This window comes from Inquilinus sp. OTU3971 (assembly GCF_038440215.1).
This window is the reverse complement of the sequence record NZ_JASATH010000058.1, coordinates 1-18,804: the sequence shown is the minus strand read 5'-3', so window position 1 is coordinate 18,804 and position 18,804 is coordinate 1. Positions and strand designations below refer to the sequence as shown.

Sequence of the window (18,804 nt, the reverse complement as noted above, 5' to 3'; positions counted from 1 at the left end):
GTCTCGCACGGCGGGATTCGACCGCAAGAACCGGGTGGCGGCCCTTCCGTCTCTCGGCGAGAACGGGGGCATGAGCACCACCAAACCCGCAGCCCCGCCCGCCATGGCAATCGCCGACTGGCTGCTGCTGATCGCCCTGTCGCTGGTCTGGGGTGGCTCCTTCTTCTTCTCCAAGGTGGCTGTGGCCGAGCTGCCGCCGCTGACCATCGTCCTCGTCCGGGTCGGGCTGGCGGCTGCGGCGCTGCTGCCGGTGCTGTGGCTGGCCGGCCAGGCCCTGCCGCACGACCGCGGCACCTGGGCCGCCTTCTTCGGCATGGGGCTCTTGAACAACCTGATCCCGTTCTGCCTGATCGTCTGGGGCCAGACCCGGATCGGCAGCGGCCTCGCCGCCATCCTCAACGCCACCACGCCCTTGTTCACCGTGCTGGTCGCCCATGTCCTGACCGCCGACGAGAAGCTGACGCCGAAGCGGCTGGCCGGGGTGCTGCTCGGCCTCGCCGGGGTGGTGGTGCTGATCGGCCCGCAGGTGCCGGGCGGGCTCGGCGGCGAGGTGACGGCCCAGATCGCGATCCTGGGCGCCGCTTTGTCCTACGCCCTCGCCGGCATCTTCGGTCGCCGCTTCCGGGGATTGCCGCCGATGGTCACCGCCACCGGCCAGGTCAGCGCCACCAGCCTGATGATGCTGCCGATCGTCTGCCTGGTCGACCGGCCCTGGTCCCTGCCGGTGCCGGGCTGGACGACGCTGCTGTCGCTGGTCGGCCTGGCACTGCTCAGCACCTCGCTGGCCTATGTCCTCTACTTCAAGCTGCTGGCCCGTGTCGGTGCCACCAACACGGTGCTGGTGACGCTGCTGATCCCGCCCAGCGCCCTGCTGCTCGGCCATCTGGTGCTGGGCGAGGTCCTGTCCGGCCGCGCCTGGATGGGCATGGCGCTGATCGCGCTCGGCCTGGTCGCGCTCGACGGAAGGCTGTTCGCAAGGCTGCGGCGGGCGATTGACCGATCGCCCGGTCAGGCCACCTCGTCGTAAGTGACGCCAAGCGAGGCCAGCGCATCCCAATAGCCGGGATAGGTCTTCGCCACGCAGCCGGGATCGAGGATGGTGATGCCGCCGATCTTCAGCCCGGCCAAAGCGAAGCTCATGGCGATGCGGTGGTCGGCATAGGTCTCGATCCGCGTCGGCAGCATTTGGCCGGCCAGGGCCGGGTCGGAGGCGACGATCAGGTCGTCGCCTTCCTCGCGGCCCAGGCCGGGGCGGATGCGCGACAGCTCGGTCGCCAGCGCGGCGACGCGGTCGCATTCCTTGACCCGGAGATTGGCGATGCCGGTGAAGCGCACCGGATTCTGGTTGAACGCCGCCAGCACCGCCAGGGTCGGCACCGCATCCTGCATCTGCGACCCGTCGATCACCGCCGGCAGGTGCGGGAACCGGGCGATCAGCGCCTGCGCCTTGGCGTCCGGCTGGGTGAAGGCCGGCACGCCCAGGTCGATGGCGCCCCCGGTCAGCACTTCGGCGCCCCACAGATAGGTCGCGGCCGAGGCGTCGGGCTCGATCACATGGTCGACGGCGCGGTAGCCGGTCGGCTGCACCCGCCAGGTCGCTTCATCGAGCTGCTCGACCTCGGCGCCGAAGGCCCGCATCGCCGCGACAGTCAGGTCGACATAGCCGCGGGCGCCGATCTCGCTGCCGGTCAGCGCCACCTCGACCGGCCCGGTGCCGCAGGCGGCGGCCATCAGCAGGGCGGAGATGTACTGGCTGGACAGGCCGCCATCGATCTCGACCCGGCCGGGGGCGAAGGGGCCGCGGCCGCGCACCGTGACCGGCGGATACCCGTTGCTGTCGGTGATGTCGATGCCGAGCGAGCGCAGCGCCTGCACCAGCGGGCCGATCGGCCGCTTGCGCATATGCGCGTCGCCATCGACCACCACGGTGCCGTCGACCATGGTGACGGCGGCGGTCAGGAAGCGCGTGGCGGTGCCGGCATTGCCCAGGAACAGCGGCCCGGCCGGGGCCTGCAGCCGGCCGGTGCCGGTGACCGTGAAGCTCGTGTCGTCCGGCTCCTCGACCGTCACGCCCATGGCGCGCAGGGCCGCGGCCATCAGCCTGGTGTCGTCGCTCTTCAGCGCGCCGGTCAGCCGGCTGGTGCCGCGCGCCAGCGCCGCCAGCAGCAGGACGCGGTTGGTGATCGACTTCGATCCCGGCGGGGTCACCCGGCCGGTCAGCGGCCGGCCCGGCGCCTTGATCGTCAAACCGTTTGCGCGCGCATCCATGCCGGTCGTCCAACTCTCTCGGGTGATCATCCTGATCTAGCGGTCGCCGCGGCCTTCAACCAGCGCGATCGGCTCATTCGAGCCATTCGGTGATGAAGGTGCCGTTCTCGTGGATGTCGATGGTCTGCAGCGGGCCGGGGCCGGGATTGGTGAATTTGTGCGGCGTGTTCGCCGGCACCACCACGATCTGCCCGGCCTCGGCCAGGATCTCCTGGGTGCCCAGGGTGAACAGGACGCGGCCGGCGCGGATGATGAAGGTCTCGGGATAGGGGTGGCGGTGCAGCTTCGGCCCGCCGCCGGGCTCGGCCCGGTCGAAGAAGATCACCGAGACATTGGCGCCGTATTTGCCGAGCTGGATCTCGCCGTGCCAGCGCTCGGCATCCTCGGCCCAGGCCTGGCGGTCGATGACGGGCTTCATGACGTTCCTCTCCCTTCGCGTTTGAGGCCAATTGTGTTCTGGGCGCTTGCTATTCAGAACCGTCATGGCGAGGAGGCGAAGCCGACGTGGCCATCCAGGGGCTGGTGCGAGCGGCCCTGGATGGCCACGCCCCTGCGGGGCTCGCCATGACGGAATTCAAAGCAGGCACGAATCCCTCTTGATCCTACATCTCCGGCCCGAGCGTCCGGGCCTCGCCCAGCAGCCAGTCGCGGAAGGCGACCAGGCCGGGCCGCGGCGCCCGGTCGGCCGGCACGGTGAACCAGTAGCCGTGGCGGCTGTGGAAACCCAGCCCGGCCGGATTGACCAGCCGCCCGGTCAGCAATTCCTCGCCGATCAGGCAGCGCGGCACCAGGGCCAGGCCCTGGCCGCCGATCGCAGCGCGGATCACCAGCGCGTAGAACCCGAAATGCACCATATGGGCCGGGGTGAACTCCACCAAGCCCTGGGCCTCGGCGAACTCGCTCCAGCGCAGCGGCGTGTGGCGATGGTCCAGCACGGTGTAGCGGCGCACGTCCTCGGCCGTGGCGATGCCACCCATCCGCGCCAGCAGCGCCGGCGCCCCGACCAGCGCGACGTTGCGGCCGAACAGATACTCCGCCTGCTGGCCCGGCCAGTCGCCCTCGCCGAAGCGGAACACGCCGTCGGCCTCCTCGATCGTGTCGCCGTGGGTGGTGAACTGCACCTCCAGCTCCGGCCGCGCCTGGGCCAGCAGCGACAGCCGCGGCACCAGCCAGCGGTCGCCCAGGATCGGCAGGACGTGCAGCCGGATGGCGTTGGGCGACCCGCGCAAGGCCGCGATCCGCCCGGCCGCGGTCTCCAAAGCGCCCAGCGCGATCCGCGCCTGGGCGACATAGATCCGCCCGGCCTCGGTCGGCACCAGGCCGCGGCCGGTGCGGGCGAACAGGGCCATGCCGGCGATCTCCTCCAGGCTGCGCAGCTGCTTGCTGACCGCGCTCTGGGTCAGGTGCACGCTCTTCGCCGCCTCGGAGGCCGAGCCGTGCTCGACCAGCGCGGCCAGAACCCGCAGCGCGGTGGTGGAGGGCAGGGGGATCTGCGGCATGTCTCCGGCTATGACCATTCGGACTGACGCGCACGATATTCCATTCCGGACTATCGCGGGGAAATCATTTCCATTGTGACTGTTCCCGCCGCTTGCCAGCATCCCTGCCGAACAGGGAGCCGAGCATGACCGAACCGACCCGCCTCTGGGGCGCCCGCTTCCGCGCTGCGCCCGCGCCGGAGCTGATGGCCCTGTCGCGCTCCGACCCCAGCCATTTCCGCCTCGCGCCCTACGACCTCGCTGCCTCCGCCGCCCATGCGCGCGAGCTGGTGCGCGCCGGCATCCTGAGCGGGGCCGAAGGCGAGACCATCGCTGCTGCGCTGATCGATCTGGCGCGCGACACCGCCGCCGGCGCGGTGCGCCCGACCGAGGCCGACGAGGACGTCCACACCTTCCTCGAGCGCGTGCTGACCGAGCGGCTCGGCCCGCTCGGCGGCAAGCTGCGCGCCGGCCGCTCGCGCAACGACCAGGCGGCCAACGACCTGAAGCTCTATCTCCGCGACGTCTCCCGCCGCCTGGCCGGCCTTGTCATGCTTCTGCAGCAGGCGCTGGTGACGCAGGCCGAGGCGCATGTGGCGACGCTGGCGCCGGGCTTCACCCATCTGCAGCCGGCCCAGCCGGTGACCTTCGCCCACCAGCTGCTGGCCCATGCCCAGACCTTCGCCCGCGACGTCGAGCGGCTGCAGGATTGGGACCGGCGCAGTGCGCGGTCGCCCCTCGGTGCCGCCGCGCTGGCCGGCTCCGCCATCGCCCTGCGCGCCGATCTGTCGGCGGCCGAGCTGGGCTATGACGGCCCCTGCGAGAATTCGATCGACGCCGTCGGCAGCCGCGACCATGTGGCCGAGTTCCTGTTCGTCGCCGCCATGCTGTCGGTGCATCTGTCGCGGCTGGCGGAGGAGGTGTTCCTGTGGTCGTCGCGCCAGTTCCGCTGGGTCGAGCTGGACGATGCCTACGCCACCGGCTCCTCGATCATGCCGCAGAAGAAGAACGCCGACATCGCCGAGCTGACGCGCGGCCGGGCGGCCCGGCTGATCGGCGGGCTGACGGCGATGCTGACGGCGCTCAAGGGCCTGCCCCTCGCCTACAACCGCGACCTGGCCGAGGACAAGCGCGCCGCCTTCGAGGCGGTCGACACGCTCGACGCCGTGCTGCCGGCCATGGCCGGGATGCTGCGGACGATGCGGGTCAACGTCGAGACTTTGCGGCGCCAGTCGGTCGAGGGCTTCACCCTGGCGACCGAGGTGGCGGACTGGCTGGCCCGGCGCGGCGTGCCCTTCTCCGAGGCACATGAGATCACCGGCGCCCTGGTCCGCCGCTGCGAGGATCGCGGCATCGGGCTGGAGGATCTGGCGGACGCCGATCTGGCGGCGGTCGACCCGCGGCTGGCGCCGGAGATCCGGTCCTGCCTGACGCCCGAGGCGGCGGTGGCCGCCCGGTCGGGCCACGGCGGCACGGCGCCGGACCGGGTGCGCGAGCAGCTGGCGCGGCTGCGCGAGCTGCTGGTCGAGCAGGACAGCTGGGCCGCTCACTATGATGGCCCGCGCGGCTGAACGGAGAGGGCGCATGACCGACATCACGACGGGCACCTCGCCCTATTCGATCGCCCATCTGCGCCATGTGCCACGCCGGCACTATGGCCGCTGGGTCGCGGCGGCGCTGATCCTCCTGGCCCTGGCGGCGATCGTGAAGGCCTTCGCCGAGGGCCAGATCGCCTGGCCCGTGGTCGGCCAGTTCTTCACCGCGCCGGCGATCCTGTCCGGCCTCGCCAACACCATCCTGATGACGGTCTGCGCCATGGCGCTGGGCATCGCCCTCGGCGTCCTGTTCGCGATCATGGTGATGTCGCCCAACCCGGTGCTGAAGACCGTGGCGGTCGGCTACATCTGGTTCTTCCGTGGCACGCCACTGCTGCTGCAGCTGCTGCTGTGGTTCAACCTGGCGCTGGTGTTCCCGACCATCGGCATTCCCGGCCTGCTCGAGGGGCGGACGGTCGACCTGATCACGCCCTTCGTGGCGACGCTGCTGGGCCTCGGCATCAACCAGGGCGCCTACACCGCCGAGGTGGTGCGCGGCGGCATCCTGTCGGTCGATCTCGGCCAGACCGAGGCGGCCAAGGCGATCGGCATGACCCGGCTGGTGGCGCTGCGCCGGATCGTGCTGCCGCAGGCGATGCGGGTGATCATCCCGCCGGTCGGCAACGAGGTGATCAGCATGGTCAAGCTGACCTCGGTCGCCAGCGTCATCCAATACGCCGAGATGCTGCGCAACGCCCAGACCATCTACTACGCCAATGCCCGGGTGATCGAGCTGCTGATCGTCGCCGCGATCTGGTACCTGGTGGTGGTCACGGTGCTCAGCATCGGCCAGCACTTCCTGGAGAAGCGCTTCGCCCGCGGCCGCGGCGACAACCGGGCCAAGCGCGCCGTCATCGACCAACCGAAGGAGGCCTGAGCCATGCCGCCGATGGTGGTCGCCGCCGAGATCCACAAGCATTTCGGGTCGCTGCACGCGCTGCAGGGCGTGTCGCTGGAGGTCGAGCGCGGCGAGGTGCTGTGCATCATCGGCCCCTCCGGCTCGGGCAAGAGCACGCTGCTGCGCTGCATCAACCAGCTGGAGAGCGTCGACGGCGGCGCCGTCTGGGTCGATGGCGAGCTCGCCGGCTTCCGACAGGAGGGCGACGCGCTCTACGCCCTGACCGACCGCGAGGTGGCGCGCCAGCGCCTGGCCAGCGGCATGGTGTTCCAGCGCTTCAACCTGTTCGCGCATCTGACCGTGCTGGCCAACATCATCGAGGGCCCGGTGACGGTGCAGAAGCGGCCGAAGGCCGAGGCGGTGGCCGAAGCCATGACGCTGCTGCAGCGCGTCGGTCTGGCCGACAAGCGCGACGCCTATCCGGCCGAGCTGTCCGGCGGCCAGCAGCAGCGCATCGCCATCGCCCGTGCCCTGGCGATGAAGCCGAAGCTGATGCTGTTCGACGAGCCGACCTCGGCCCTCGACCCCGAGCTGGTGGGCGAGGTGCTGGCGGTGATGCGCGACCTCGCCGCCAGCGGCATGACCATGATCGTGGTGACGCATGAGCTGGGCTTCGCCCGCGAGGTCGCCGGCCGGGTCGTGTTCATGGACCGCGGCCGGATCGTCGAGATGGGGCCGCCGCAGCAGGTGCTGGGCAGCCCGCGCGAGGCGCGCACCCGCGACTTCATCGCCGCCGTCCTGTCGTGACCGGCGGAACCAACAGAACAACAGGAGAGGCCTCTATGCTTCGTTTCGCTCTGCTCGCCGCCACGGCGGCCGTTGCTGCGCTCGCCGTCACATCCGCCTCGGCGCAGACCGTGCCCGACCGGATCAAGCAGGCCGGCAAGATCATCATCGGCACCAACAACAACTACCCGCCGATCATCTTCAAGGACCCGGCGACCAATGAGCTGCAGGGCGTCGACATCGAGCTCGGCAAGGCGATCGCCAGGCAGCTGGGCGTCGAAGCCGAGTTCCAGGAGATCGCCTTCGCCCAGATGCTGCCGTCGCTGCAGACCGGCCGCATCGACATGGTGATGGCGGGGATGAGCGACACGCCGGCGCGCCGCGACATCGCCGATTTCGTCGACTACATGAAGTCCGGCGCGCAGTTCTACACGATCACGGCCCTGGCCGATCAGATCAAGTCGACCGACGACCTGTGCGGCAAGACCGTGGGCGCCAGCCGCTCGACCAACTGGCCGCAGCAGATCGGCGAGTGGAGCGACGCCAACTGCGTCGCCAAGGGCAAGCCGGCGATCACCGTGGTCGGCACCGAGGGCTCGGCCGACGCCCGCACCCAGCTGAAGACCCAGCGCCTGCAGGCCGCGGCCCAGGGCAACGAGACGCTGCCCTATTTCCAGAAGCTGGAGCCGGACACCTATGTGCCGATCGGCGCCGCCTTCACCGAATCCCTGGTCGGCATCCCGGTGCTGAAGTCCGAGCCGCAGCTGCGCGACGCGGTCAAGGCGGCGGTCGAGAAGCTGCAGGCCGACGGCACCTACGACCAGATCCTGGCCAAGTACGGGCTGCAAGCGAACACGCTGCCGGTGGCGTTGAACCAGGGGCAGTGAGGGGCGGCAGCCTGTAAGGGACAGCCCCCATATTGTCATTGCCGGGCCTGGCCCGGCAATCCAGGGGCCACCCAGAGCGGCATCGACATTCCCTGGATGCCCGGGGCAAGCCCGGGCATGACAGCTTGGGGAGGACCGAAGAGGCCTTCGCGCGCCTGGATCCCCCAGCCGGCCGCCGCCCCGGCTCGGCACGATCCGCCCCGTCATCCTGTTTTCATGGTATCCACCCTTGCCCGGAGGATGCCGTGAAGGACAGTCCCTGGTTCGCCCGCTTCGCCACCCGGGTCTCGCAGCTCGCCGGCCACCCAGCCACCTTCGGCGTGGCGGCGGGTGCGATGGTCTTGTGGGCGGCGATCGGTCCGTTCGCCGGCTTTTCCGACGCCTGGCAGCTCACCGTGAACACCGCCACGACGATCGTCACCTTCCTGATGGTGTTCCTGATCCAAAGCACCCAGAACCGCGACACCGCCGCGCTGCAGATCAAGCTGGACGAGCTGATCCGCGCCACCAAGACGGCCCGCAACTCGCTGCTCGACCTCGAGGAGCATTCCGAGGAGGAGATCGGTCAGATCCGCGAGGAGTACGAGAAGCTGGCGGAGCAGGAGCGCCGGAAGCGGGGCGCCGGAAACCGCATGGAGCCTTGATGTCGGGGAAGCGCAGGGTCGCATTCCGCGGCCGGCCCGGATCAGGGGGCGGCCGGTCAAGGATGACGATCATGCATGACACGGAAACCTCCCGGGCGGCCGCTCAGTCGGCCCCGGCCGGGACGATCTGGCAGCGCACCGACCCGGAGTCCCGCCGCCGCATCGCCAGCTTCGGCCTGCGGCTCGGCGCCGTGCTGGCGCTGCTCGGGCTGATCGCGCTGCCCGGCAGGCGCTCGCTCGCCGACATGCTGGCGCTGCTGCAGATGGTGATGTTCCTGTCCGCGGTCTGGACCGGTCTGTTCGCCTGGGCGGCGCGCGAACCGCCGCAGCCGGACCGCCTGAACCAGTGGGACGAGGCCCTGGCCTTCACCACCCTGTTGCTGCTGGTCCGGATCCTGCGCACCGCGGTGCTGGGGGTGTAGATCTGCGTAGGTTGGGTTAGCATCGCGAACCCAACCTTGTACGTCAACGCGCCTCCGGCAGCCGCTCGCGTCCATGCGGGGCCGCCAGGTCCAGCACCGGGCCCTTCGGCACGATGCCGGTCGGGTTGATGCTGTGGTGGCTCTCGTAATAGTGCCGCTTGATATGCGTCATCTCGATCGTCGCGGCCACGCCCGGCAGCCGCGCGATCTCGCGGGTGAAGCCCCACAGCGCCGGGTATTCGTGCAGCGGCCGCAGGTTGCATTTGAAGTGGCCGTGATAGACCGGGTCGAAGCGCAGCAGCGTGGTGAACAGCCGGATGTCGGCCTCGGTCAGCCGGTCGCCGACCAGCCAGCGATGCGCCGACAGATGCGCCTCCAGCCGCTCCAGCGTCTCGAACAGCCGGGTCACCGCCTCCTCATAGACCGCCTGGTCGGTGGCGAAGCCGGCCTTGTAGACGCCGTTGTTCACCCGGTCGTAGACCTCGGCGTTGATCGCGTCGATCTCGGGCAGCAGCGCCGCCGGCGCCAGGTCGACCGACCGGTCGGCCCATTCGTCGAACTCCGAGTTCAGCATCCGGATGATCTCGGCCGATTCGTTGTTCACGATCGTGCCGGTCTGCTTGTCCCACAGCACCGGCACGGTGATCCGGCCGGTGTAGTCGGGCTTGGCCAGGCTGTAGATCTCGTGCAGCGCCGCGCGGCCGTTGACCCGGTCGCCGGTGGCGCCCGGCGAGCGCACGCCGGTGCGGATGTCGGCGAAGGTCCAGCCCTGGGCGCCCATGAACGGGTCGACCGCGTCGACCGAGATCACGTCCTCCAGCCCCTTCAGCGCCCGCACGATCAGGGTGCGGTGCGCCCAGGGGCAGGCGTAGCAGACATAGAGGTGGTAGCGGCCGGGCTCGGCCCTGAAGCCGGAGCTGCCATCGGCCGTGACCTTGCCGCGGAAGGCGCTGTCCTGCCGCACGAAGCGCCCACCGGTCGATTTGGTGTCGTACCACTGGTCGGCCCAGCGGCCCTCGATCAGCAGGCCCATCGCATCCTCCATCGGCCGCCGGGCAGGACCGGCGGCATCATAGTGATTCCTAGCAACCAATGAACCGTCATCCCGTGCGCGCTGCGGCGCGAAGCGCTGCTGCGCAGACACGGGATCTCGCGGGAATCCGGAGAAGATCCCGGTTCTGCGGCGCACCACTCCGTGCTGCGCCGCGCCCGGGATGACGGGGGGTGAAACGGCCTGTAGAGACTGCGGTATCAGCCCTTCAGCTTCGCGGCGATCTTGGTGACATGCGCGCCCTGGAAGCGGGCGCCGGCGAGCTCGTTGGCGCTCGGCTGGCGCTGGCCCTGGCCGCCGGCGATGGTGGTGGCTCCGTAGGGCGACCCGCCGGTGATCTCGTCCAGCGTCATCTGGCCCTGGAAGGAATAGGGCAGGCCGACCACCACCATGCCCTGGTGCAGCAGGAAGGTGTGGAAGCTCAGGATCGTCGCCTCCTGGCCGCCATGCTGGGTCGCGCTCGAGGCGAAGACGCTGCCGACCTTGCCGATCAGGGAGCCCTTCATCCACAGGCCGCCGGCCTGGTCGAGGAAGTTCCGCATCTGCGCCGCCATCATGCCGAAGCGGGTCGGCACGCCGAAGATCACGGCGTCGTAGTCGGCCAGCTCGTCGATCGTGGCGATCGGCGCCGCCTGGTCGAGCTTGAAGTGGGAGGCGCGGGCGGTCTCTTCCGGCACCAGCTCGGGCACGCGCTTGATGGTGGGCTCGCCGCCCGCCTCGCGCACGCCCTCGGCCACCGCCGTGGCCATGGTCTCGATATGGCCGTAGGAGCTGTAGTAGAGGACCAGGACCTTCGTCATCGGATGATTCCCTTCGGGCTGGCAGCCTGTGCTGCGGCTGAAAGGTAATCCTCGGGACGAGGCGGGATAACCCGCCGATCCGGCACAGGATTGTTTCCTGGGAGGCGACGATCGGCCCCGCCGATCTGCTATCGTCGCGGCATGACGACCACGATCGCCACCCTCGAGACCCGCCGTCTCCTCCTCCGTCCGCTCGATTTCGCCGACGCCCCGGCGGTGCAGCGGCTGTTCCCGCAATGGGAGATCGTGCGCCACCTCAACGCCCGGGTTCCCTGGCCCTATCCGCCGGACGGGGCTTTGGTCCATTTGCGCGATGTGCTGCTGCCCAGCATGGCACGGGGTGGAGCCTGGCATTGGTCGCTGCGCCTCAGGACCGCCCCGGATGAGCTGATCGGTTGCATCTCCCTGAGAGCCGACGAGGTGGACGAGAATCGCGGCTTCTGGCTCGGCCTGCCCTGGCACGGGCAGGGGCTGATGACCGAGGCCAGCGACCGGGTGACCGATTACTGGTTCGACGATCTCGGCTTCCCCGTGCTGCGCATGTCCAAGGCGGTCGAGAACGCGGCCTCGCGCCGGATCTCGGAGAAATGCGGCATGCGGGTGATCGCGACGGTGGAAAGGGACTATGTCTCCGGCCGCCTGATCTCCGAGCGGTGGGAGATCACCCGCGAGGAATGGCGGGCCTACCGGCGGCAGGCGGCCGGAGGTTGAGCGTCACGCCGGCTGGCGCGCCGCCGCGGCTGTCGCCTGGCGCCGCGCCGTCGCCGCCAGCAGGGCGAGGGCGATCGCGGCGGACAGGGCGCCGACCCAGCCGAGCGCGGGGACGCCGCCCCATTCCAGCGTCGCCGCCCCGAGCGCCGAGCCGAAGGCGATGCCGGCATAGAGCGCCGAGGCGTTCAGCGACGCCGCGATCATCCCGACCTCAGGCGCCAGCCGGATCAGCCGCGTCGTCTGCGCCGGGTGGAAGGCCCAGCCGGCGATGCTCCACACCAGCATCAGTGGCACCACGGCGATCAGCGCCTGGCCGCTCGGCAGCGCGGTGGCGGCGCCCAGGCCGGCCAGGGCCAGGGTCAGGAAGACCAGGGCGCCGAGCTGCAGCCGCACCGGGCCGATCCGATCGGTCAGCTGGCCGCCGACAGCGTTGCCGATGGCGGAGCCGATGCCGAACAGGAACAGCACGGCGCTGACCCCGTCCGGGCCGATCCCGGCCGTGTGCTCCAGATAGGGCGCGATGAAGGTGTAGAGGACGAAGGCGGCGGCGATCCAGAAGAAGGTCACGATCAGCGCCTGCAGCACCGCCGGCCGGCGGGCCACAGCCAGCCGTTCGGCCAGGGTGGAGGCGCCGAGCGGCAGCTTGGCCGGCAGGCCGAAGCGCAAGCCCGCCACCCCGGCCAGGCCGAGGACGGCAACGATCACGAAGGTGGCGCGCCAGTCGGCATGATTGCCGATCCAGGCGCCGAGCGGCACGCCGAGCGCGGTCGCGATGGTCATGCCGCTGGTCACGGTGGCGATGGCCCGGCCGCGCCGCTCGGGCGGCACCAGCGAGGCCGCCACGGCATAGGCGGTCGGCATGAACAGCCCGGCGCTCAGCGCCAGCAGCACCCGGGCGGCGACCAGCTGCCACAGGCTCTGGGTCAGCGCCGCCAGCAGGTTGGCCAGGGCGAAGGCGAGGAGTGCGGCGATCAGGAGGCGGCGCCGGTCGAGGCCGCCGCACAGAGCCGACAGGATCGGCGAGCCGACCGCATAGGCGAGGGCGAAGATGGTGATCAGCTGCCCGGCGGTGGCGACGGAGCTGTGGAAATCCGCGGCGATCGCGGGCAGCAGCCCGGCGATCATCAGGCCTTCGGTGCCGATGGCGAAAGCGCCGATCGCGAGCCAGACCAGGGAGGCGGGCATCGACCGTGTTCCATTGTTCAATGATTTTTGAACCATACCCCGTCCCGTGGACCGGCCGTCAAGCGGATTGTTCAAAATTCGTTGAACATTGAAACGTCGCGGCGGATCGATTAGACCTGCCGCATGCGCCCACCGTTCCAGCCCGATCGCGACCAGCTCGACCTCGTGACCATCCTGGCCGCGCTCAGCGACCCGACCCGGCTGGGCATCGTCGCCACGCTGGCCGAGGTCGGCGAGGTCTCCTGCAGCAGCTTCGGCGACGGCGCCACCAAGACCGCGCTGTCCTACCACTACGCCAAGCTGCGCGAGGCCGGGGTGACCTGGACCCGGATCGTCGGCACGCAGCGCTTCATCTCGCTGCGGCGCGACGATCTCGACGTCAAGTTTCCCGGGCTGCTCGACTCGATCGTGACAAATGCGCGCAGGACCAACCCACCCGGGACGGCGTCATAGCGCCGTCGCGGCCAGCAAATCCGCGGGTCTCCGGAAATGTCCGGTTACGAAACGGTAATTTCCTGTCTCCCTCCCGCCCGGCTATGGTGTCTGCACCGAAGAGGTTCGGGAACGCAGCAGGCCCCCGTGTGTTTCGAGCCCAAAGCCAGCGCAATCCCCAGATGGTGACGCCCCGTGCGTCATCCGAGTGAGCTCATGCGGACATTCTCCGTCGTCACGACCTGTCACGCGGCCGGCTATGCCGAATATGGCCGCCGCATGATCGAGACCTTCGATCAACACTGGCCGGACGAGATCCCGCTGATCCTCTATCGCGAGAACTTCCAGCCGGAGGTGCCGAGCGACCGGATCGTCGTGCGCGACCTCATCGAGAGCTGTCCGGACCTGATGGCCTTCAAGCGTCGCCACGCCGACAACCCGCTGGCGCATGGCCAGACCCAGCGCTACCGCTTCAAGCTGTCACGCAACCCGTACAAGAACCGGATCAAGCTGGGCGAACGGAACTGGGGGGCGGGGTTCCGCTGGGATGCGGTGCGCTTCGCCCACAAGGCCTTTGCCATCTTCCATGCCGCCAGGACCTGCGACAGCGATGTGCTGATCTGGGTCGACGCCGACAGCCTGTTCTTCGCCGCGCCGCGCTGGGACGAGCTGGAGAGCTTCGTTCCGCCGGACTGCTTCGTCGGCCACCTGCACCGGCCGACCTACACCGAATGCGGCTTCATCGCCTACAACCTGCGCCACCCGGCGACGCAGGAGATGCTGGCGGCGTTCGAGCGGCTGTACACCGAGGACGGGCTGTTCCGGGAGTACGAGTTCCACGACGCCTACCTGTTCGACGTGGTCCGCCGCCAGGTGGAGCAGGCCGGCCACCGCTCCTACGACATCGCCGAGGGCATCGGCGCGCGGGCCAAGCATGTGCTGATCAACTCGCGCCTCGGCCGCTTCATGGATCACGTCAAGGGCGGCCGCAAGGATGCCGGCCACAGCGACCGCGGCGACCTGGTGGTCGACCGCCGCGAGGCCTACTGGGCCAATTCCGCCTAAGGACCTGAGGCGGGCGCGGGCCGGCCGGTCCGGACCACCGCGCACAGCCCCGCCGCCGCGGCCAGGGTGACTGCCGCCAGCGCGGCGGAGAGCCACAGCGCCGCGGCCTCGCCCAGCCTTTCGATCACCGCCGCGTAGACGATCGGCGCCGCGGCCGAGCCCAGGAAGCCCGGCACCAGCAGCCGGCCGGCGATGGCGCCGTAGCGGCCCGGGTCGAACAGCACCAGGGGCAGCGTGCCGCGGGTGATGGTCAAGAGGCCGTTGCCGGCGCCGTACAGGAAGGCGAAGGCGATCGCCGCCGCCGCGATCTGGCCGCTCCACAGCGCCGCCACGAAGCACACCGGCAGCACGGCCGCCGCCGCCAGGGTCAGCGCCGGCGGCGACAGCCCGCCGCCGAACAGCACCTCGGCCAGCCGGGCGCCGGACTGGCCGACGCCGCGCAGCGTCGCGATCCACACCGCGACCGGCGCCGCGAGGCCCAACCCGGCCAGGATGCCGATCATATGCGCCGACATCCCGGCGTTCAGGATGTTGGTCAAGGTCACGATCAGGGCGTAGAGCGCGCCGGCGATCCAAGGCTCCCGCCGGGTCTCGGCCGGGAGCCGGGGCGCGGCCGGCCGTGCGCGCTCGCCGCTGCGGCCGGGGGGCAGGGCCAGATGCAGCGGGATGGTCAGCAGCGCGAAGCCGGCATAGGCCGCGACCGCGCCGCGCCAGCCGAAGGCAGCAGCCAGCTGCTCGCCGATCGGCCAGAAGGCGGTGGAGGCCAAGCCGCCGAGCAGCGTGATCTGCGCCATCGGCCGCCGCGCCTCCGCCCCGCCGATCCGCGCCAGCGCGGCGAAGGCGGCGTCGTACAGGGTGCAGCGCATCGCCAGCCCCAGCACCAGCCAGGCGGCATAATACGAGACCGGGTCCCGGGCCAGGGCCAGGCCGGCACAGCCCAGCGCCGACAGCACCGACCCCGCCGTCATCACGAAGCGGCCGCCGCGCCGGTCGATCAGCCGCCCGACCCAGGCCGAGCACAGCCCCATCACCAGCAGCGCGGCGGAGAAGCCGCCATGCACCAGGGTGTGGCTCCAGCCGGTCTCGGCGATGATCCGCGGGCCGAAGCCGCCGATCAGATAGTAGGTGGTACCCCAGCTGATCAGCTGCGCCAGGCCGAGGCCGAGGACCGTGCCGCGCCGGATCACGCGCCCGGCCAGGGCAGGGGCAGGGCGGTGTCGCCGGGGCCGAGCGCCCGCTGCATCAGCACGGTGTCGACCCAGCGCCCGAGCTTGAAGCCGGTCGATTGCAGGAGGCCGGCCCGGCGGAAGCCGAACGCCTCATGCAGCGCGATCGAGCCGGCATTGCCGCTGTCGCCGATCACCGCCACCATCTGCCGCCAGGGGCCGGCCTCGCAGCGCTCGATCAGCGCTCCCAGCAGCGCCCGGCCGATGCCGCGGCCGGCCAGGCCATCGGCGACATAGACCGAATCCTCGATGGTGTGGCGATAGGCCGGCCGCGGCCGGTAGGCGCCGGCATAGGCGTAGCCGACCAGCCTGCCGTCGATCTCCGCCGCCAGGTAAGGCAGCCCCTGGGCCAGCACCGCCGCCCGCCGCGCCGCCAGCTCCGCTGTCTCCGGCGGCACCTCCTCGAAGCTGGCGAAGCCGTGCAGCACGTGCCGGGCATAGATCGCCTGGACGGCCGGCAGGTCCGCCTCCGCCGCGTCGCGGATGGTGATCGGGGAGGCGAGGGGGCGGTCGGGCATCATGGTCTCTTGGTCGGGATTCGGGCGGTCAGGATCGGCGCGGCCGCGCAGCGCCTCGCCGCGGCGGATGCCGAGATCGGCCAGGCGCCGGTCGTCCAGCCCGCGCAGCAGCGCCAGCTGGCGCCGGCGCGACTGCGGCGAGGCAGCGAACCAATGCAGCATCTCGGACAGCACAGGGCAAGGCATCGGGCAAGGCCGTGGTGGGGACAGGCCGAGATTGCGCTTTCATGACGGATAAGGGAAATTTGGATATTCAATGCAAAGCATAAGGAAATCTTTGGATGCGCGGGCTCAGCCTCGACCAGCTGCGGACCTTCGCCGAGGTCATCCGCGCCAGCAGCTTCTCCGGCGCCGCGGCCCGGCTGAACCTGACCCAGCCGGCGATCAGCCTGCAGATCCGGCAGCTTGAGACCCGGCTCGGCATCCGGCTGGTCGAACGGGTCGGCCGGCGGGCGACGCCGACCGCGGCGGGCCGGGACCTGCTGGTCCATGCCGGGCGGATCGAGGCCGAGGTCGCGGCGGCGGTCGAGGCGATGGCGGAGCACGCCGGCGGTGCGGCCGGGCGGGTGCGGCTCGGCACCGGCTCGACCGCCTGCATCTACCTGCTGCCACCGGTGCTGCGGGCGCTGCGCCGCCGCCTGCCGTCGCTCGAGATCGTGGTCTCGACCGGCAACACCGCCGGCATCCTGCGCCTGTTGGAGGAGAACGCGCTCGACCTCGGCCTCGTCACCCTGCCGGCGCCCGGCCGCGCCTTCGCCGTGACGCCGCTGATGGAGGAGGAGTTCGTCGCCGTGGCCCCGGCCGAGGCCGACGACCTGCCGCCGGCAGTGACGCCGGCCTCGCTGGCCGGCCGGCCGGTGGTGGCGTATGAGCCCGGCGGCCACACCCGGCGGATCGTCGACGACTGGTTCGCGCGCGCCGGGATCAGCCTGAAGCCGGTGATGGAGCTGGGCAGCGTCGAGGCGATTAAGGAACTGGTCGGCGCCGGTCTCGGCTGCGCCATCCTGCCCTCGATGGCGGTGGCGCAGGCGCCGGGCCTGGCCGTCCATCCGCTGTCGCCGCGGCTGCACCGCCGGCTCGGCTTGGTGCTGCGCCGCGACAAGCCGCTGGCCCGCGGCCTGCGCGAGACCATTGCGGCGCTGCGGCAGGCGGCGGCAGAACGCGCATGAAAAAGCGCCGGGCGGCGCGAACCGCTCCGGCGCTTCCCGGCATTCGGCCGATCAGGCCGCCTTCTTCGTGCCGCCGCCGTTGATGGCGATGCGGCGCGCCTTGCTCTGGGCCCGCTCGGTCTTCGGTAGGGTGACGGTCAGCACGCCGTTCCTGAACGACGCCTCGACCTTGTCCTCGTCGACCTCGCGGCCGATCGCGACCTGCCGCTCGAAGCGGCCGTAGCTGCGCTCGCTGAACTGGCGCTGCTTGTCCTCGACCTCCGACTTCTTCTCGCCGCGGATGGTCAGGATGCCCTCGGACAGGGTGACCTCGACATCCTTCTCGTCCAGGCCGGGGATCTCGGCCGACACCGTCACGGTCTTGTCGGTCTCGGCCAGCTCCAGACTAGGCCAGCCGGCGCCGCGGCCGAACAGCGACGGCGGACCGAAGCCGCGGAACGCCTCGTCGAACAGGCGGTTCATCTCGCGGTGCAACGACAGCAGCGGGCTGCCCTCGTCGCGATAGGGCTCGACCGAGCGGCCGCGGCCCCAGGGAATCAGATCGCGCATCATCTGGTCCTCCTTCCATATTCTCGACACGAGCAACATGGGCTGAGGAGGGTCCGGAGAGCCGAAGCCTCCTCAGGACCGCCGGTCCCGGCAGGACCGGCAACCGGTGCAACCTCGATATGGGGCGCGTGGACGCCGATTTCAAGGGAAGAATCTTGCAATAACAAAGGATTAGATCGGAGCGCCGCAATGCCGCCCCGACTCGCCGCGTTGCGCCGGCGGCGGTCGCACTGCTCGATCGTTGACCCCGCGCTTCGCCTCGTAGACCTTGCGCCGATGGACATGCCCGGCGCCATGATCGTCTTCGCCCAGGTCGTCGACAGCCGCAGCTTCTCGGCCGCGGCGGTTCGGCTCGGCCTGTCGAAGTCGGCGGTCAGCAAGCAGATCGCGAAGCTGGAGGACCGGCTCGGCGCCCGCCTCCTCAACCGCACCACCCGCACCCTCAGCCCGACCGATGCCGGGCAGGATTTCTACGAGCGCTGCATCCGCGTCGCCCGCGAGGTGGAGGAGGCGGAGCGGGCCATCACCCATCTCTCGGCCGAGCCGCGCGGCCTGCTGCGGCTGAACGCGCCGGCCAGCTTCGGCCGGGAGTACCTGGCGCCGCTGGTGCCGGAGATGCTGGCGCGCTGGCCCGAGCTGCGGATCGAGGCCTTGTTCGAGGACCGCTTCGTCGATGTCGTCGCCGAGGGCTTCGACCTGGTGATCCGCATCACCCGGCTGCAGGATTCCAGCCTGGTGGCCCGCCGCCTCGCCTCATGCCGGCGGGTGGTCTGCGCCGCGCCGTCCTATCTCGAGCGGTATGGCGTGCCGCGCACACCGGCCGACCTCGTCCGGCACGACTGCATCCTCTACAGCTACGCCGCCGACCAGAACGAGTGGCAGTTCCTCGGCCCGGACGGGCGGCTGGAGACGGTGCGGGTCGACGGCCGCCTGCGCGCCAACAGCGGCGAGGTCATCCATGCGGCGCTGCGGGCCGGCGCCGGGCTGGCGCTGTCGCCGGATTTCTTCGTCGGCCCCGACATCGCCGCCGGGCGGCTGGTGCCACTGCTGACCGAGTACGAGAACCCGTTCGGCGCGATCTACGCGGTCTGGCCGCACAACCGCAACCTGGCGCCGAAGGTGCGCGCGGTGGTGGATTTCCTGGTCGACCGCTTCGCCGCGGAGCCGATCTGGCAGTGGC

Annotated in this window: 21 protein-coding genes; 12 read left to right on the top strand and 9 right to left on the bottom strand. The window is 70.6% G+C overall.

What is annotated here, in order from left to right; translation table 11 throughout:
• The first annotated feature begins 70 nt into the window (after positions 1-70).
• Positions 71-1,027: a DMT family transporter gene (locus AAHM41_RS16420; RefSeq protein WP_342237638.1), complete on the top strand. Its 957-nt coding sequence runs from the start codon at positions 71-73 to the stop codon at positions 1,025-1,027.
• On the opposite strand, the gene AAHM41_RS16415 is transcribed toward AAHM41_RS16420, so the two are convergent.
• From AAHM41_RS16415 to AAHM41_RS16405, 3 genes are all read right to left on the bottom strand, one after another.
• Complete coding sequence (locus AAHM41_RS16415; protein ID WP_342237637.1) at positions 1,009-2,268, bottom strand: 3-phosphoshikimate 1-carboxyvinyltransferase; 1,260 nt, start codon at positions 2,266-2,268, stop codon at positions 1,009-1,011. The genes AAHM41_RS16420 and AAHM41_RS16415 overlap by 19 nt on opposite strands.
• 73 nt (positions 2,269-2,341) lie before the next feature.
• Positions 2,342-2,686, bottom strand: coding sequence for a cupin domain-containing protein (locus AAHM41_RS16410; RefSeq protein WP_342237636.1), 345 nt, complete (start codon positions 2,684-2,686; stop codon positions 2,342-2,344).
• A 184-nt stretch (positions 2,687-2,870) separates the two neighbouring features.
• On the bottom strand, positions 2,871-3,767 hold the full coding sequence (locus AAHM41_RS16405) for a LysR substrate-binding domain-containing protein (protein WP_342237635.1): 897 nt from the start codon (positions 3,765-3,767) through the stop codon (positions 2,871-2,873).
• Between the two features lie 125 nt (positions 3,768-3,892).
• Between AAHM41_RS16405 and argH the strand changes: the two genes are divergently transcribed.
• From argH to AAHM41_RS16375, 6 genes are all read left to right on the top strand, one after another.
• Positions 3,893-5,317 carry an argininosuccinate lyase gene (argH, locus tag AAHM41_RS16400; RefSeq protein WP_342237634.1) on the top strand — a complete coding sequence of 475 codons (1,425 nt, stop codon included), beginning with the start codon at positions 3,893-3,895 and terminating at the stop codon, positions 5,315-5,317.
• A 13-nt stretch (positions 5,318-5,330) separates the two neighbouring features.
• Positions 5,331-6,218, top strand: coding sequence for an amino acid ABC transporter permease (locus AAHM41_RS16395; protein WP_342237633.1), 888 nt, complete (start codon positions 5,331-5,333; stop codon positions 6,216-6,218).
• 3 nt (positions 6,219-6,221) lie between these two features.
• On the top strand, positions 6,222-6,986 hold the full coding sequence (locus AAHM41_RS16390; protein ID WP_342237632.1) for an amino acid ABC transporter ATP-binding protein: 765 nt from the start codon (positions 6,222-6,224) through the stop codon (positions 6,984-6,986).
• 35 nt (positions 6,987-7,021) lie between these two features.
• A complete protein-coding gene (locus AAHM41_RS16385) occupies positions 7,022-7,852 on the top strand; it encodes an ABC transporter substrate-binding protein (RefSeq protein ID WP_342237631.1) in 831 nt (276 codons plus the stop codon).
• Positions 7,853-8,097: 245 nt separating this feature from the next.
• On the top strand, positions 8,098-8,496 hold the full coding sequence (locus AAHM41_RS16380; protein ID WP_342237630.1) for a low affinity iron permease family protein: 399 nt from the start codon (positions 8,098-8,100) through the stop codon (positions 8,494-8,496).
• A gap of 71 nt (positions 8,497-8,567) precedes the next feature.
• Positions 8,568-8,918 (top strand): hypothetical protein, encoded by a 351-nt coding sequence (locus AAHM41_RS16375; RefSeq protein WP_342237629.1) that lies wholly within the window; start codon positions 8,568-8,570, stop codon positions 8,916-8,918.
• Between the two features lie 43 nt (positions 8,919-8,961).
• Here AAHM41_RS16375 and AAHM41_RS16370 read toward each other — a convergent pair whose 3' ends face one another.
• A complete protein-coding gene (locus tag AAHM41_RS16370) occupies positions 8,962-9,951 on the bottom strand; it encodes a glutathione S-transferase family protein (RefSeq protein WP_342237628.1) in 990 nt (329 codons plus the stop codon).
• Between the two features lie 218 nt (positions 9,952-10,169).
• Positions 10,170-10,769, bottom strand: a complete 600-nt coding sequence (gene wrbA / locus AAHM41_RS16365; protein WP_342237627.1) for an NAD(P)H:quinone oxidoreductase — start codon at positions 10,767-10,769, stop codon at positions 10,170-10,172.
• A 141-nt stretch (positions 10,770-10,910) separates the two neighbouring features.
• Here wrbA and AAHM41_RS16360 point away from each other — a divergent pair, with 141 nt between their 5' ends.
• On the top strand, positions 10,911-11,480 hold the full coding sequence (locus AAHM41_RS16360) for a GNAT family N-acetyltransferase (RefSeq protein ID WP_342237626.1): 570 nt from the start codon (positions 10,911-10,913) through the stop codon (positions 11,478-11,480).
• 3 nt (positions 11,481-11,483) lie between these two features.
• On the opposite strand, the gene AAHM41_RS16355 is transcribed toward AAHM41_RS16360, so the two are convergent.
• On the bottom strand, positions 11,484-12,665 hold the full coding sequence (locus AAHM41_RS16355) for an MFS transporter (protein ID WP_342237625.1): 1,182 nt from the start codon (positions 12,663-12,665) through the stop codon (positions 11,484-11,486).
• A gap of 123 nt (positions 12,666-12,788) precedes the next feature.
• On the opposite strand from AAHM41_RS16355, the gene AAHM41_RS16350 reads away from it, so the two are divergent.
• Positions 12,789-13,118 (top strand): ArsR/SmtB family transcription factor, encoded by a 330-nt coding sequence (locus AAHM41_RS16350; RefSeq protein WP_342237624.1) that lies wholly within the window; start codon positions 12,789-12,791, stop codon positions 13,116-13,118.
• Between the two features lie 195 nt (positions 13,119-13,313).
• Positions 13,314-14,162, top strand: a complete 849-nt coding sequence (locus AAHM41_RS16345) for a hypothetical protein (RefSeq protein WP_342237623.1) — start codon at positions 13,314-13,316, stop codon at positions 14,160-14,162.
• Here AAHM41_RS16345 and AAHM41_RS16340 read toward each other — a convergent pair.
• On the bottom strand, positions 14,159-15,349 hold the full coding sequence (locus tag AAHM41_RS16340) for an MFS transporter (RefSeq protein ID WP_342237622.1): 1,191 nt from the start codon (positions 15,347-15,349) through the stop codon (positions 14,159-14,161). The genes AAHM41_RS16345 and AAHM41_RS16340 overlap by 4 nt on opposite strands.
• The gene (locus AAHM41_RS16335) at positions 15,346-16,068 is read right to left on the bottom strand and encodes a GNAT family N-acetyltransferase (RefSeq protein WP_342237621.1); all 723 of its coding nucleotides are present in this window, start codon (positions 16,066-16,068) and stop codon (positions 15,346-15,348) included. Before AAHM41_RS16335 ends, AAHM41_RS16340 begins: the two co-directional genes overlap by 4 nt.
• 119 nt (positions 16,069-16,187) lie before the next feature.
• Here AAHM41_RS16335 and AAHM41_RS16330 point away from each other — a divergent pair, with 119 nt between their 5' ends.
• Positions 16,188-17,075, top strand: a complete 888-nt coding sequence (locus AAHM41_RS16330) for a LysR family transcriptional regulator (protein ID WP_342237620.1) — start codon at positions 16,188-16,190, stop codon at positions 17,073-17,075.
• Positions 17,076-17,126: 51 nt separating this feature from the next.
• On the opposite strand, the gene AAHM41_RS16325 is transcribed toward AAHM41_RS16330, so the two are convergent.
• Complete coding sequence (locus AAHM41_RS16325; protein WP_342237619.1) at positions 17,127-17,627, bottom strand: Hsp20/alpha crystallin family protein; 501 nt, start codon at positions 17,625-17,627, stop codon at positions 17,127-17,129.
• 273 nt (positions 17,628-17,900) lie between these two features.
• Between AAHM41_RS16325 and AAHM41_RS16320 the strand changes: the two genes are divergently transcribed.
• Positions 17,901-18,804 (top strand): LysR family transcriptional regulator (locus AAHM41_RS16320; RefSeq protein WP_342237618.1); only part of this gene is annotated, 904 nt, incomplete at its 3' end.

Excerpts from the sequence above, each read along its gene's own strand:
- AAHM41_RS16345 (WP_342237623.1), top strand. The coding sequence starts at position 13,314 with ATGCGGACATTCTCCGTCGTCACGACCTGTCACGCGGCCGGCTATGCC.
- AAHM41_RS16330 (WP_342237620.1), top strand. The coding sequence starts at position 16,188 with ATGCGCGGGCTCAGCCTCGACCAGCTGCGGACCTTCGCCGAGGTCATC.
- AAHM41_RS16370 (WP_342237628.1), bottom strand. The coding sequence starts at position 9,951 with ATGGGCCTGCTGATCGAGGGCCGCTGGGCCGACCAGTGGTACGACACC.
- AAHM41_RS16395 (WP_342237633.1), top strand. The coding sequence starts at position 5,331 with ATGACCGACATCACGACGGGCACCTCGCCCTATTCGATCGCCCATCTG.
- argH (WP_342237634.1), top strand. The coding sequence starts at position 3,893 with ATGACCGAACCGACCCGCCTCTGGGGCGCCCGCTTCCGCGCTGCGCCC.
- AAHM41_RS16375 (WP_342237629.1), top strand. The coding sequence starts at position 8,568 with ATGCATGACACGGAAACCTCCCGGGCGGCCGCTCAGTCGGCCCCGGCC.
- AAHM41_RS16325 (WP_342237619.1), bottom strand. The coding sequence starts at position 17,627 with ATGATGCGCGATCTGATTCCCTGGGGCCGCGGCCGCTCGGTCGAGCCC.
- AAHM41_RS16350 (WP_342237624.1), top strand. The coding sequence starts at position 12,789 with ATGCGCCCACCGTTCCAGCCCGATCGCGACCAGCTCGACCTCGTGACC.
- AAHM41_RS16355 (WP_342237625.1), bottom strand. The coding sequence starts at position 12,665 with ATGCCCGCCTCCCTGGTCTGGCTCGCGATCGGCGCTTTCGCCATCGGC.
- AAHM41_RS16415 (WP_342237637.1), bottom strand. The coding sequence starts at position 2,268 with ATGGATGCGCGCGCAAACGGTTTGACGATCAAGGCGCCGGGCCGGCCG.
- AAHM41_RS16385 (WP_342237631.1), top strand. The coding sequence starts at position 7,022 with ATGCTTCGTTTCGCTCTGCTCGCCGCCACGGCGGCCGTTGCTGCGCTC.
- wrbA (WP_342237627.1), bottom strand. The coding sequence starts at position 10,769 with ATGACGAAGGTCCTGGTCCTCTACTACAGCTCCTACGGCCATATCGAG.
- AAHM41_RS16405 (WP_342237635.1), bottom strand. The coding sequence starts at position 3,767 with ATGCCGCAGATCCCCCTGCCCTCCACCACCGCGCTGCGGGTTCTGGCC.
- AAHM41_RS16335 (WP_342237621.1), bottom strand. The coding sequence starts at position 16,068 with ATGCTGCATTGGTTCGCTGCCTCGCCGCAGTCGCGCCGGCGCCAGCTG.
- AAHM41_RS16360 (WP_342237626.1), top strand. The coding sequence starts at position 10,911 with ATGACGACCACGATCGCCACCCTCGAGACCCGCCGTCTCCTCCTCCGT.
- AAHM41_RS16420 (WP_342237638.1), top strand. The coding sequence starts at position 71 with ATGAGCACCACCAAACCCGCAGCCCCGCCCGCCATGGCAATCGCCGAC.
- AAHM41_RS16390 (WP_342237632.1), top strand. The coding sequence starts at position 6,222 with ATGCCGCCGATGGTGGTCGCCGCCGAGATCCACAAGCATTTCGGGTCG.
- AAHM41_RS16410 (WP_342237636.1), bottom strand. The coding sequence starts at position 2,686 with ATGAAGCCCGTCATCGACCGCCAGGCCTGGGCCGAGGATGCCGAGCGC.